This window comes from Mucilaginibacter lutimaris (genome assembly GCF_042676625.1).
GTDB classification, from domain to species: domain Bacteria; phylum Bacteroidota; class Bacteroidia; order Sphingobacteriales; family Sphingobacteriaceae; genus Mucilaginibacter; species Mucilaginibacter lutimaris.
The window spans coordinates 46,356-60,656 of the sequence record NZ_JBHTIA010000009.1 but is presented as its reverse complement, the minus strand read 5'-3'; the positions used below and the strand labels follow the sequence as shown (position 1 = coordinate 60,656).

Sequence of the window (14,301 nt, the reverse complement as noted above, 5' to 3'; positions counted from 1 at the left end):
AATACAATTAACTTTTAGTTATTGTTTTTAATGTTAGAAAAGAATGACTTTAAAAAAAGAACAGAATTTTTAAATTTAAGTACTTTTGCATTGTGAACAGCAAAAAAGATAAAATAGATATCCGCAGCCTAAGCCTCGAAGCCTTACAGCAGCAATTCATCAGTATGGATGAAAAGGCTTTTAGGGCTAAACAGGTTTATGAATGGCTTTGGGAAAAATCATGCCTATCTTTTGATGCCATGAGCAATATTTCAAAAGAACTCCGTGCCAAACTTGATGAAAAGTTTGTAATTAACAATGTTAAAATACATACTTCGCAAGTAAGTGCTGATAAAACTATAAAAAATTCTTTTATATTACACGATACTCATCTTATTGAGGGTGTTTTAATTCCAACAACCGACCGCATGACGGCCTGTGTGTCATCTCAGGTAGGATGCAGCCTTACCTGTAAATTTTGCGCTACGGGGTATATGGAGCGTAAACGCAACCTAAACCCCGACGAGATTTACGACCAGGTGGTTTTAATTGATAAACAAGCGCGCGAAAACTACGGAATCCCATTATCAAACATTGTATACATGGGTATGGGCGAGCCCCTGCTTAACTATGCCAATGTAATGAAATCGATAGAGCGCATTACAGCAGAAGATGGCTTGAACATGTCGCCAAAGCGCATTACGGTTTCAACGGCAGGCATCGCCAAAATGATCCGCAAACTTGGAGATGACCAGGTAAAGTTTAACCTTGCCCTTTCCTTACATGCCGCTAACGACGAAAAGCGCAACACTATAATGCCCATAAACGAGCAAAACTCGCTTAAAGCATTGGCTGATGCCCTTAAATATTACTTCGCCAAAACCAAGAACCCGGTAACCTACGAATACATTATTTTCGACGGTGTAAACGATAACCTGCAAGACGCTATGGAACTTGCACGTTTTTGCAAGCACCTGCCCTGTAAGGTTAATATTATTGAGTATAACCCTATATCTATGGCAGCATTCATAAACGCCGGAGAGGATAAGGTTGAGGCCTTTGCCGATTACCTACGCAGCCAGGGCATTAACACTAACCTTCGACGCAGCCGTGGTAAAGATATTGATGCCGCATGCGGGCAACTGGCCATTAATGAAAATGATAAGGAAGTAGCTAAGGCGTAGAGCCTTTTTAAATTATATCGATGAGTTAACTCACTCCCTTGCCCCCTCTCTGCTGCGCAAAGAGGGGGTTCTTTTTTTGTCGGGGAAGCGTCGCGATAAATAAGAAACGTCTATATAATTCATTACCGTCCCTTTCAAGGGACGGAATAACAAACAAACAATATGGCTTTAGCCAAATGCAATATATTATTTCGATTAAAATATAACCGTCGGCTGAAGCCAACGGCAATGAAACTTCCTTATCCTCTTTCCGCCCAACAAAGATAGGTTGGTCGAGCGAAGCAACGACCGGGTTAGTAAATAACCGCCTCTTATTTTACATTTTGCCTTAAGATGCCTACCTTAAACCCATGCTAGCCCTTCGTACTTACCTGAGTGATTTTGTTTCGCTGATATTCCCGGAACTATGCCCGGCCTGCCACGCCAGTTTGATGGCCAATGAAGATACTTTATGCACCGATTGCCTGTATAACCTCCCCTTTACCAATTTCCATCAACAACCGGATAATATAGTGGCGAGGCAGTTTTCGGGTAAGCTGGCCATTGAAGCCGCCTATGCGCTTTACTATTTTAACAAAGGAGGCAAGGTGCAAAACATGGTACACGAGTTTAAATACAATGGCATGCACCGCATTGGTAACAAATTGGGCAATATTGCCGGCAAGCAATTGATACAAAACCCGGTATTTGGCACCGTTGACTATATCATACCTGTACCGTTACATAAAAAGCGGTTAAAAACACGCGGCTATAACCAAAGCGCCTGCTTTGCCGATGGGCTGGCCGATAAACTGAACGCGATTATTGAGACAGATAATTTAATAAGAATAGTAGCTACCCAAACGCAGACCCATAAATCGCGGTTTGCCAGGTTCCAGAATATGCAGGAAGTTTTCGCGGTGGCCAATCCCGATAAATTAGCGGGCAAGCATGTGTTGTTGGTTGATGATATTGTTACCACCGGCTCAACTTTAGAAGCTTGCGGGATTGAACTGTTAAAGGTGCCGGGGTTAAAGTTAAGCATCGCTACAATAGCGTATGCTGAATAAGTGATTAGTTGATTAAGGATCAGGCCTGATCAGCTTAAACTAATCTAATCTCTGGTTAACCAATCTCTCTAACTATTGCTTCTGATACCTGCTTAGCTTTTCGAATAACGTTGCTGGGTCGAATGGTTTCAGGATATAATCATTCATACCGGCGGTTTCTATTTGGCCCATCTGGTTGCTCAGCATAGATGCGGTTAGGGCTATAATTGGTAAATTTTGAAAATATGGCTCGGGCTTTGAACGGATAACGCCCGTGGCCTCTAAGCCCCCCATAACAGGCATATGAATATCCATCAAAACAACATCAAAGTTTTTATGCTGTTCAAGCTTATCAATGGCTTCCTGCCCGTTTTCGGCAAAATCGGCACTCGCGCCCCATTTTTTTAATACCTTATTAATTAATAACCGGTTTATCTGGTTATCATCAACTACAAGTACATTAATGTTTAATCCTGTATTCACGTTGTTAGATGTATTAGTTTGATGATTTACAAATTTGTTAAAAGTTATTGTAAACCAAAAAGTTGAGCCCTCTCCCGGTACGCTATCCACATTTATGCGGGAATCGTGCAGCTCTATTAAACGCTTGCTTATTGCAAGGCCTAAACCTGTCCCACCGTAATTGCGGGTTGTATCGGCCTCGGCTTGCTTAAAAGATTCAAATATGGTGTTTAATTTGTTCTTGGCAATACCAATACCGGTATCTGATACCCCAAAGCGGATCCTTACCGTGTCTTTTGTTTGCTCAATTACTTTTAAGTCAATGTTAGTGCCGCCCTTATTGGTAAATTTAACAGCATTGCTTACTAAATTTAGCAGTATTTGTACAAGGCGCGCCCTATCGCCCAAAACAATATCGGGTACATTTTCGTCAATGGTTTGAGTAAGGTATATACCCTTTTCTTCGGCTTTATATTTCATAGAGCCTATGATGCTTTGCACCATATCGCGCATATTCACATTGGCTTTCTCCAGTTCAATATTTCCTGTCTCTATCTTGGTAAAATCAAGCACATCATTTATCAGCGTCATCAGGTTCTCGGCAGAAAACTTAAGGACGTTGAGGTTTTCTGTTTGAGATTCGCGTGGGTTATCGTTAAGTAATAAATGCGACATGCCAATAACCGCGTTAAGCGGCGTGCGGATCTCGTGGCTCATCACCCCAATAAACATGTCCTTGGCACGGCTTAGCTGCAACGCTTCTTCCTTGGCGGCTATCAGCTCCATCTCAGCTTTTTTCTTGGCCGTAATGTCAATAATGGTTTCGATGTATTTATCTACTTTACCATCCTCGCCCATAATAACCGAATTGATAACCGAGATCCAAAGCGGCTGGCCATCTTTACGATATATCAAAAGGTCAACCTCAAACGATTGCTTCTTCTCTGATAACTCGCGGGCTTTGGTTATAATGCTTACATCTGTTAATTCACCTTTCAACGAGTCGCCGAGGTGTTTATCTTTTACATCATCAAGCGTATAGCCGGTAATAACTTCAAACGCGTTGTTTACCCATTCTACTTTACCCTGGCTATTATTTATAACAACACCGCTGGTAGTTTTGCTGGCCACAAGCGATAGCATGGTTAACTCTTCTTCGGCTTTTTTGCGTTCGGTAATATCAACCATTACACCTATCTGGCGCTCAAGGTAACCTGTTTCGTTAAACAACGGGCTGTTTGATATAAACACCCACGCGTCCGAACCATCCTTTTTATATATCTTGATCTCTATCTCATACGATTTGTTTTGTTTAACGGCCTGCACCGCCGCGTCAAAAACCTCCATATTAGTTTCGGGGCCAACAAGCTTGGTACCTACCGTTTGGCCTTTCAGCTCATCGGTGGTATATCCAATGATGCGCTCCATGGCCTCATTCATCCATATGATCTCGCCTTTGCCATCCCTTATCATAATACCACTCGGCGATTTACGGGCCGCAAACGATAATATCTCTACGTCATGTTCGGCCTGTTTGCGGGCTGTAATATCGGCGATGATACGGATGTATTTTTCGATTGTGCCATCCTCCGCATAAATTACAGAGTTGGTTACCAGTATCCATAACGGGCTGCCATCTTTACTTACCATAGATAGCTCTACTTCATAAGGCTGGTTGTTTTTGCGGGCTTCTATCAGCAAGGCTTCGGCTTCGGCGTCTTTAGGGCGGCCTTTTAAAACCTCGCCTAAAAACTTGCCCTGAACATCCTGCAAGGTGTAACCTGTTATGGTCTCAAACGCGCCGTTTATCCAAACTACTTCATCAGCGGCGTTACTAATTACCACACCGTTACGTATCTTGCTTGCAACTAATGATAACTGCTTTGTATCGTCTATAAGTTTTTGCTGAAATGTAGTATCCCTGCCGCTGGCAAACCATTTTCCGCCTTTGTTAACGGCTGTCCAGCTCATGTGCTTAACCTCGCCACTACGCGTAACGGTTTTAGTTTCCAGCTCAAAAGGTTTTTGCGACGCAATGGCCCTCTCTATCACCGGCAAATGTAAATCGCGGTTGTTACCGGCCACAAAATCCCAAATCGATTTTCCGATAGCCTGCTCTGGTGTGTAACCCAAAATGGTTAGAACCGCATCGTTAATGGTTTCGATATTAGAATCGGCCCCGGCAATGAAATGAATTTCGGACGAGCTGTTGAATAAGTTTGAAAATTCCTTATGCAGCGCAAGACTTTTTTCGAGCTCTTTTTTTTGTTTGCGAAGCGTAAGGTGCGACATTACCTCATCAGCCAGGGTACGCAGGGCGTCGCGCTGTTGTTCTGAAAGGTGTTTTACTTGCTGGTCGAATACACATAGCGTACCGATGCGATATCCATCAGGGTCTATCAATGGCGCGCTCACATAAAAGCGTATTCCGAAATCTCCGGTGACCAGTTCGGTCTCACAAAAAAGCTCGTTTTTTGTAGCGTCTGGCACTTCTACAAGATGGTCTGCTAGGATGGTGTGCCTGCAAAAAGAATCAGAGATAGGGATAGACTCGATATCCAGCCCTACCTTTGATTTAAACCATTGCCTTTTATCATCAATAAAAGATATAAAAGCCAATGGTGCCTGACATATATAGGATGCCAGGCGGGTTATAGCGTCATATTCCTTCTCGGGAAGCGTATCAAGTACGCCATATGAATTAAGCGCTTTTAAACGCTTACTTTCAATATCCAAAGAGTTTTCCGGCGCTATTCCCATCTATTATTGTTAACCTTAATCCTTATACAACGGAAAGTCTTCCATTAGCTTGTGTACCTTTTTACGAATTTTCTTGATAGATGTTTCATTTTCAGCATCAATTAAAACCGCGTCAATAAGGTCTACAATAGTTTCCATGTGCTTCTCTTTTAGGCCACGTGTAGTAATGGCAGCAGTACCTACGCGTATCCCTGAAGTAACAAACGGCGACTTATCGTCATAAGGCACCATGTTTTTATTCGCTGTAATATCAGCCTTTACAAGCGCGTTCTCTGCAGCTTTACCGGTGATGTTTTTATTACGAAGGTCGATAAGGATCAGGTGGTTGTCCGTACCACCGGAGATGATATCATACCCTTTGGCAACCAACGCTTTTGCCATGGCGGCGCCGTTTAGCTTAACCTGGGTAATATATTTCATATAACTGTCAGACAATGCCTCGCCGAAAGCGATAGCTTTAGCGGCGATGATATGCTCTAACGGCCCGCCCTGGGTGCCCGGGAACACGGCCATATCTAACAGTGCCGACATCATTTTAACCTCGCCTTTTGGCGTTTTTAAACCCCATGGGTTTTCAAAATCCTTACCCATCAATATCATGCCACCACGCGGGCCGCGCAGGGTTTTATGCGTTGTAGTAGTTACAATATGCACGTGCGGAAGCGGATCGCTTAGCAAACCACGGGCAATTAAGCCTGCCGGGTGGCTAATATCTGCCAGTACCAAGGCGCCAACTTTATCGGCGACCTTGCGGATGAAGGCATAATCCCAATCGCGCGAGTAGGCAGATGCACCGCAAATGATCAGTTTTGGTTTTTGCTCCAAGGCAACTTTTTCAAGCTGTTTGTAATCAATAAGGCCGGTCTCTTTTACAACACCGTAAAAGTGCGGTTCGTAAAGTTTACCGGAAAAGTTTACAGGCGAACCGTGGGTTAAGTGCCCGCCATGTGAAAGATCAAATCCTAATATTTTATCGCCGGGGTTTAGCACCGCAAGCATTACTGCCGCGTTTGCCTGCGCGCCGCTGTGCGGCTGCACATTTGCCCACTCGGCGTTAAACAATTGTTTGGCACGCTCAATAGCAATGGTCTCAATTTCATCAACCACCTCGCAGCCGCCATAATAGCGTTTGCCCGGTAAGCCTTCGGCATATTTATTGGTAGCTACAGAGCCTGCTGCTTCCATTACCTGCTTGCTTACAAAGTTTTCTGATGCAATAAGCTCAATTCCTTCTTCCTGGCGTTGCTGCTCTTCGTCTAACAGCTTGAATATTAATTTGTCTCTTTTCATTGTTGTGTGTAAAACGGCGCTAAGTTAGTTATTAGGTAGCTAAAAGCTGAAGGCTTAAAACAAAAAGCTTTCGGGCATTAGTGTTTTAACTTTCAGCTTTAGGCTCTATCCAAAAATTATTATACCCCAAACCAATAGTTATATCTATCATTTCCTGCTGAAGCATCTCCAGTACGGCTAAAAAATTATATACAAAGTGTACTTTGTTCTCGCTGCTGCCGGCAATGTTTTTAAAATCCATTCTTTTGTTGATGCGCAGCAGGTTGTTTATGGCTTCCTTTTGCTTCTCGATGGTGTATGGGTACTGTACAACGGTGTGGTGCACTTCCTCGGTACGGGTCATATACTGGCGCATCATGCGGTTATAAACCATCATCAGCTTGTACAGGTTAAGTTCGGATAGTTCCTCGCCGGGCACGGTTACTTTTTCTACCTGTTCCAGGTCCAGTTTAATATTGCCACGTTTCTCCTGTTTAAAACGTTCATCCTCAAAAGGGCGGAGCTCATCGCAAAGTACCTTAAACTTTTTGTACTCGATGAGTTTACGGATCAGCCCTTCTTTGGTATCCATCTCGTTCTCTTCCTCTCCGGTAGTGTGCCTTGGCAACAGCATTTTGGCTTTTATGCGCATGAGGGTGGCAGCAACAAAAATAAACTCGCTGGCCAGCTCCATGTTCAGCACCGTCATCTGGTGAATATAGTTGAGGAAATCATCAGTGATCCTGGCGATGGGGATATCGTGAATATCAAGCTCGTCGCGCTCTATAAAAAACAGTAAAAGATCAAAGGGGCCTTCAAACTGCGATAACTTTATGGAGAACCCATCTTCGGTCATGTGCCAAAAATACAGCTATTTACAATTAAAGGGATTATAAATTTAAAATTCAAAACAATAATTACCTTTAATATATTCCAATTATTACAAATTAAATTAGCTTACTTTGTAAGTTATTATAGAGTGAATATCATACATGCAGGTACCCGCCGGTGAATTTTTAAAACGCATCAATTATCCATCTGATTTAAAGGAATTTAAAGAGGACGAACTGGAGCAGGTGTGTAACGAGCTACGCCAATACATTATTGATGTAGTATCGGTAAACGGTGGCCATTTTGCCGCCAGCCTTGGTACTGTAGAGCTTACTGTAGCGCTTCAGTACGTATTAAACACCCCTTACGACCAATTGGTGTGGGATGTAGGCCACCAGGCATATGGCCATAAGATATTAACAGGCCGCCGCGAAAACTTTCATACCAACCGTATCTATAAAGGCATCAGCGGTTTCCCGAAACGCAGCGAGAGTGTGTTCGACACTTTTGGCGTAGGGCACTCTTCCACATCCATATCCGCGGCGTTGGGTATGGCTGTTGCATCACAGTATAAGGGCGAAACCGACCGACAGCATGTAGCCGTTATTGGCGATGGCGCCATGACAGCCGGCCTTGCTTTTGAAGCCCTTAACCATGCAGGTATAGAAAACTCTAACATACTGGTGATCCTAAATGACAACAACATGTCTATAGACCCGAATGTTGGCGCGCTTAAAGAATACCTTACCGATATTACCACATCGAAGCCATATAACCGTTTCCGCGATGATATAGCCACCGTGCTTACCAAAATATCATCAATGGGCCCGGACGCGTTCAAGATAGCCAAGAAAATAGAGAAAAGCATAAAAGGTACATTGCTTAAACGCAGCAACTTTTTCGAGGCGCTTAAATTCCGCTATTTTGGCCCGGTTGACGGCCACGATGTAAAACATCTGGTAAAATTATTACAGGACCTGCGCAATATTCCCGGCCCTAAGCTGCTGCATTGTGTTACCGTGAAAGGCAAAGGCTATGCACTGGCCGAAAAGGACCAGACCAAATGGCACGCCCCAGGCTTATTTGATAAGATAACCGGCGAAATAAAGAAAACAAAATACGATAAGCCACAGCCGCCTAAATACCAGGATGTGTTTGGCCATACTATTATTGAACTTGCCGAGGCCAACCCTAAAATTATGGGTATAACCCCGGCTATGCCATCAGGCTGTTCGTTAAACCTGATGATGAAAGCTATGCCGAACCGCGCTTTTGACGTTGGTATTGCCGAGCAGCATGCCGTAACCTTTAGCGCCGGGTTAGCTACACAGGGTCTTGTGCCTTTTTGTAACATATACTCCAGCTTTATGCAACGCGCTTACGACCAGGTGATACATGATGTTGCGTTACAAAAGTTAAACGTGGTGTTTTGCCTTGACCGCGCCGGTTTTGCCGGTGCCGATGGCGGCACGCACCACGGCGCTTATGATATTGCCTACATGCGCTGCATCCCTAATATGACGGTATCTGCGCCCATGAACGAGGAAGAATTGCGTAACCTGATGTACACCGCGCAACTGGACGATATGGGCCCGTTTGTAATACGTTACCCGCGTGGTAATGGTGTAATGGTAGACTGGCAGCGCCCATTAAAGGCTATCCCAATTGGTAAAGGCCGTATGATATGCGAGGGTGAAGAAGTTGCCATAATAAGCTTTGGCGCTATAGGTAACGAAGCCGTGAAGGCAACCACCATGCTGAATGCAGAAGGTTATTACCCCGCCCATTACGACCTGCGCTTTGTTAAACCTTTAGACGAGGCCTTACTGCACGAGGTCTTTAAAAAATTCAACCACATTGTTACTGTTGAGGATGGTTGTATAGAGGGTGGCATGGGCACCGCTATACTGGAATTTATGGCCGATAACAATTACAAAGCCCAGGTAACCCGCTTAGGTATTCCTGACGTGGTAGTTGAGCACGGCGAACAACCCGAACTTTGGGCCGAATGCGGTTATGATGCAGCAGGCATTGCCGGCCAGGTTAAGAAATATGCGATAAAAAGAGATAATACACATACCATAGCGTCGTAGCTGACTCACCCCGGTCATCGCTACGCTCGACCACCCTTTCTGCTGCGCAAAGAGGGTAAAAGGAAAGCCGCTTGATACTCAAGCGGCTTTCCTTATAATAGCCTAACCTTACCTGGCCGGTGCAGCAGGTGGAGGGGTTGGCAATGCTTTACGCGGGATCATATCTTTCCTTTCGGACGTGTTGTAAACAAATGATGCGATGATAGTTGATGCTTGCTTCAAATCATCTTCGCTTAAGCGGTCGTAGGTATCCTGGTTACTGTGGTGGGTACGGGTGTTGTAATCCATACCATCCTGAATGAACTGGAAGCCTGGTAATCCAACCGCGTCAAATGACTGGTGATCGGTACCGCCAGTGTTACCTACAGTTACTGTTGTAGCGCCAAGGTCTTTGAAAGGTGCCAACCAGGCTTTGAATATCGGGCCTGCCGCGCTATCACCTTGCAGATAAATACCACGGATTTTACCTGTACCATTATCAAGGTTATAATATGCATCCAATTTAGCCTGCTCAGGTTTTAACTGCATAGTTCTTGGGTCGCCAAAGTGTGCGGCAACATAACCACGTGAGCCAAATAAGCCCTGTTCTTCACTGCTCCATAAAGCGATACGGATAGTACGTTTCGGTTTAAAGTTAATGGCTTTCAGGATGCGCATTGCCTCCATCATTACCGCGCTGCCCGCAGCATTATCTGTGGCGCCGGTTGCACCGTGCCATGAGTCGAGGTGACCACCAATCATAATAACCTGGTCTTTCAGTTTTTTATCAGTGCCCGGTATTTCGGCAACTACATTGTAGCCTTGCATATCGTTAGTAAAAAACTCTGTTTTAATATCGGCTTCCATGGTTACCTTTTGGCCGGCTTTAACCAAACGCAAAATACGCAGGTAATCTTCGCCGCTGGTTTCTAACTCAGGGGCAACCGCTTTGGCAGTATCGGCGTATGACGCGCCGTTAGTAGTAAATGTAGTACCGTAGTTACCACGGCCCTGTGCTAATATCAGGCCTACTTTCTCGTCTAACAAAAATTTGCCGATAGCGGCACGCATCGCGATCATTTTGCGGCGAGCAACCATTTGCGGGCTGTTCATATCAAACTGGCGACGCGGGCCACCTGCAGGGGCCATAGTAGCAGCTGCCATTTTATCAAGCTCCTCATCGGTATAGCGCGAAAGATCGGCCTTTGTACCTGATGCTAATTTAGCCTGGGTATCAAAAATTACGATCTTGCCGGCAAGCTTGCCTTTGTATTTATCAAGATCGGTAGTAGTATCAGCTTTCACCAAAACTACATCACCCTTTATGAGGCCGTTTGTGCCGGGCGTCCATGCTTTAGGGATGGCGATAATTGCGTGATAGTAAGGCACCGTAATAGCGGCGTAATTCTTTTGAACTTCCCAGCCTTTACCAAATTTGCCCCAGGGCTCTAACTTAGAGTTTGCCATGCCCCAGGTTTTAAGCTGGTTAACAGCCCAATCCTGCGCACGTTTTAAACCCGGCGAATTAGACAAACGCGGGCCCGCAACATCTGTTAAGTAGAAAGCGGTTTCCATTACCTTTGAATGGTTTAAGCCTTCTTCACGAATTTTTTGAACAGCTGCCTGGTCAACAGTTTCCTGCGCAATGGCAGAACCTGCTAAACCTGTAATAGCCATACATGTGTAAAGTAATTTTAATTTCATAATGAGAATCAGTTAAGTTTAAGGCAAACTTATCTATTTGGCCTGTAATTTCTTACGGATAGATTTAACAAAGTTGTTACAAGCGCTAATAAGTTTTAAATTGGATTTTTAAATCCATAACCATGTTCAATTCAGCCGTGCCCATTTTAGCCTCTTTAAACGAGGAAGCAAGTATTAAATTTTATACCGAAAAGCTGGGATTTACCTTCCATAACAGTTGGGATGGCTACCTCATTTTTAGCCGCGATGGCGTAAACATTCACATGTGGCCGACCACCAATCCCGAATATCCAAAAATGACAGGTTGTTATGTAAATGTGACCGAAGTAGATAAACTATACGCTGAATATAAAGCGCAAGGCATCATACACCCAAATGGCCAACTACAGGAGATGCCTTGGGGCATGCGGCAGTTTAGCATATTAGATAATGATGGCAACATTATTCACTTTGGCGAAGATATCTCGCGGGAGGACGAGGATTAATTGATGAGCAACTTATAACCCCGGCCATGCACATTAATGATCTCTACCGATGGATCATCCTTTAAATATTTGCGAATTTTACTCAGGAAAACGTCCATACTGCGGCCATTAAAATAATTGTCATCATGCCAGATGTTCAGCAGGGCTTCTTCGCGGGTTAGTACTTCATTTTTTTTGATGCACAGCAAACGCAGCAGTTCGGCCTCTTTGGTAGATAATTTTTGCAGTTGGTTATCCCGGGTTATGATTTGGGAAGTATAGTCAAAATTATAACTGCCCAGTTTAAACTGCGATGGATTTGCGTCGCCTTTTTTCTCTTGGATATCAGTGCGCTTAAGCAAGGCGTTTATACGCAGTAAAAGCTCCTCTATGCGGAAGGGTTTGGTAATATAATCGTCGCCGCCAAGGTTAAACGCCTGGGTTTTATCTTCTATCATGGCCTTTGCCGTGGCAAAAATAATAGGTACACCGGCGTTTATTTTGCGGATTTCCTTCCCTAATGTAAAACCATCCTTTTTAGGCATCATTACATCCAATATCAGCAGGTCGAAGTTTTGTTTGGTGAAAGCCCGAAGTCCTTCTTCTCCGTCCTTACATAGCACCACGTCAAATTTGCCTTTTAAAGCAAGATAATCCTGCAATAGCAAGCCAAGGTTCGGGTCGTCTTCAACAAGTAATATTTTTTTCATGATAAGTGGTTATGCAACAGGAAACTTTAATTCGAACTCCGAACCTTTATCTTTTTCAGATCTTACGCCAATGGTACCATCAAGGCGTTTAACAATAGTATTAACATAGCTTAAGCCAAGGCCAAAGCCCTTAACATCGTGCAGGTTACCAGTTGGTATACGGTAAAACTGTTCAAATATTTTGGCCTGCTGGTCGCGGTTCATGCCTATGCCTTTATCGGCAACCCGTACAATAACGTGCCCGTTCTTATTTAAGGTATTAATGGTTATTTCGGGTGCGCCGGTACTGTATTTTATAGCGTTATCTACCAGATTGAACATTATGTTGCTAAAGTGCAGTTCATCGGCAATAATAACGGGGCGTTCGGCATCAAGGTTCAGTGTAACGTTAGCGTTGCATTTTTGCATCTTAAGCGCCATGCTATCCAGCACAATGGTGATCATTTCGTTTACATCAAGCGGTTTTTTGTCCAGTTTAAAGTCGTTACGCTCTATGCGGGCAATATTCAGCACACGTTCTATGTGGCTGCCTAAACGAACATTTTCTTCGTAAATTACATTGGCAAGGCGGGCCACACGGGTTTTATCCTCCGCTATCTCATTATCCTTTAAAGCCTCGCTGGCTATCATAATGGTTGATACCGGGGTTTTAAACTCGTGCGTCATGTTATTTATGAAGTCTATCTTCATCTCCGAGATCTTCTTTTGTTTCAGTATCGAGAAGATGGTATAACCAAAACAAAATATCAGCACAAATAGCAGCGCGGCCGTGGTACTCATGGTGGCCGTCATGTTACCTAATATAAAAGAACTTTTTTGCGGAAACGAGATCTTGATCTTGCCCGGGTCGTTTATCAGTTCGTTACTAAAAATAGCCTTCTGGAAAGTGTTGGCTGGTATAAACTCAGGCTTGTTGCCCTTTGTATCCATAGCGCTGCTAAAAATAAGCGAATCGCTGTTTGCGGTGCTTACCTCATAACTAAACGGAAGGAAGATGCCGCGGTTATGCAGCTCGAACCTTAATAAAGAATCTATCCAGAAATTATTTAAGCGTTTATCAAGTGGTTCGTTGCTTTTGCGGTATTCCTCGGCCAGGTTCTCAATAACGTTTGGTTTTTTAGTGTTGGGCGCGGCATTCTCTAACGAATCTGTCTCCAGCATTTTCTTCACCTGTTTAAACTGCCTTTCTTTTTGCAGGCGTTCCTGCTCCCTAAGCCACTCGGGGTTAAGGTTAGGTACCGATATGATCTGCGGGCCAAATTGCGGATCCACATAAGTGTACCTAAGCGTATCATATTTATGAAGCTTTTGTTTAAAGGGCCTTGGCGCGCTCTTTACAATTTCGGGGATAAAGCGGCCATGTACCTCGCCAAACTCATCGGTATACTGCTCTATGCGGATGCGCAGGTTTAGTGTACCCTGCTGCATAAGCCCGGCAATATCATCGTCCATTTTTTTGTGGAGGATCATCCTTTTTAAACTATCGCGCAGCATGGCCAGTTTACGCTCGCGCTTAGTTTGTTTCTTTTTTAAAACCAGCGCGTCGCCAATAATGCTTTTGCTGCCGTTGATACTTATCTCGCTTTTTCTGTTGAGGGTTTCGGTGCGCTTTAGGGTAATGTGCTTGGTCTCAGTTTTAGCATTCAAAAAGTTAAGGGCATCCTGCTTGGTAACTTTTGCCACCACGTTGTTTAAGGCTTCATTCACCGATCGGTTAAAAAGCTCGGACTGCATTTGGTACGATTGGCGCAAAAAATACAATTGCATTACCACCACACCTAAAAGTGCAAAACCCATTAAACCAATGATAAGCCCTATGCTTCTTCTTTTCATGCAAT

Annotated in this window: 10 protein-coding genes; 4 read left to right on the top strand and 6 right to left on the bottom strand. The window is 44.0% G+C overall.

Annotation, left to right across the window (positions count from 1 at the left end; all coding sequences use genetic code 11):
* Positions 1 to 92: 92 nt before the first annotated feature.
* The gene (gene rlmN / locus ACFQZI_RS12950) at positions 93 to 1,163 is read left to right on the top strand and encodes a 23S rRNA (adenine(2503)-C(2))-methyltransferase RlmN (RefSeq protein WP_377143069.1); all 1,071 of its coding nucleotides are present in this window, start codon (positions 93 to 95) and stop codon (positions 1,161 to 1,163) included.
* A gap of 350 nt (positions 1,164 to 1,513) precedes the next feature.
* Positions 1,514 to 2,212 (top strand): ComF family protein, encoded by a 699-nt coding sequence (locus tag ACFQZI_RS12945; protein WP_377143067.1) that lies wholly within the window; start codon positions 1,514 to 1,516, stop codon positions 2,210 to 2,212.
* A 72-nt stretch (positions 2,213 to 2,284) separates the two neighbouring features.
* On the opposite strand, the gene ACFQZI_RS12940 is transcribed toward ACFQZI_RS12945, so the two are convergent.
* The 3 genes from ACFQZI_RS12940 to ACFQZI_RS12930 all read right to left on the bottom strand — a co-directional run bounded on the left by ACFQZI_RS12940 (position 2,285) and on the right by ACFQZI_RS12930 (position 7,538).
* Positions 2,285 to 5,413, bottom strand: coding sequence for a PAS domain S-box protein (locus tag ACFQZI_RS12940; RefSeq protein WP_377143065.1), 3,129 nt, complete (start codon positions 5,411 to 5,413; stop codon positions 2,285 to 2,287).
* Between the two features lie 15 nt (positions 5,414 to 5,428).
* Positions 5,429 to 6,703, bottom strand: a complete 1,275-nt coding sequence (locus tag ACFQZI_RS12935) for a serine hydroxymethyltransferase (protein WP_377143063.1) — start codon at positions 6,701 to 6,703, stop codon at positions 5,429 to 5,431.
* Positions 6,704 to 6,788: 85 nt separating this feature from the next.
* Positions 6,789 to 7,538, bottom strand: coding sequence for a segregation and condensation protein A (locus ACFQZI_RS12930; protein WP_377143061.1), 750 nt, complete (start codon positions 7,536 to 7,538; stop codon positions 6,789 to 6,791).
* A 136-nt stretch (positions 7,539 to 7,674) separates the two neighbouring features.
* Between ACFQZI_RS12930 and dxs the strand changes: the two genes are divergently transcribed.
* A complete protein-coding gene (gene dxs / locus ACFQZI_RS12925) occupies positions 7,675 to 9,606 on the top strand; it encodes a 1-deoxy-D-xylulose-5-phosphate synthase (RefSeq protein ID WP_377143059.1) in 1,932 nt (643 codons plus the stop codon).
* Between the two features lie 108 nt (positions 9,607 to 9,714).
* Here the strand turns inward: dxs and ACFQZI_RS12920 are convergent, their stop codons facing one another.
* On the bottom strand, positions 9,715 to 11,289 hold the full coding sequence (locus ACFQZI_RS12920; RefSeq protein WP_377143057.1) for a M28 family metallopeptidase: 1,575 nt from the start codon (positions 11,287 to 11,289) through the stop codon (positions 9,715 to 9,717).
* Between the two features lie 122 nt (positions 11,290 to 11,411).
* On the opposite strand from ACFQZI_RS12920, the gene ACFQZI_RS12915 reads away from it, so the two are divergent.
* Complete coding sequence (locus ACFQZI_RS12915; RefSeq protein WP_377143055.1) at positions 11,412 to 11,774, top strand: bleomycin resistance protein; 363 nt, start codon at positions 11,412 to 11,414, stop codon at positions 11,772 to 11,774.
* On the opposite strand, the gene ACFQZI_RS12910 is transcribed toward ACFQZI_RS12915, so the two are convergent.
* Together ACFQZI_RS12910 and ACFQZI_RS12905 are read right to left on the bottom strand one after the other, a co-directional pair.
* Positions 11,771 to 12,463: a response regulator transcription factor gene (locus tag ACFQZI_RS12910; protein ID WP_377143053.1), complete on the bottom strand. Its 693-nt coding sequence runs from the start codon at positions 12,461 to 12,463 to the stop codon at positions 11,771 to 11,773. The genes ACFQZI_RS12915 and ACFQZI_RS12910 overlap by 4 nt on opposite strands.
* A 9-nt stretch (positions 12,464 to 12,472) precedes the next feature.
* A complete protein-coding gene (locus ACFQZI_RS12905) occupies positions 12,473 to 14,296 on the bottom strand; it encodes a sensor histidine kinase (protein WP_377143051.1) in 1,824 nt (607 codons plus the stop codon).
* Positions 14,297 to 14,301 lie beyond the last annotated feature (5 nt).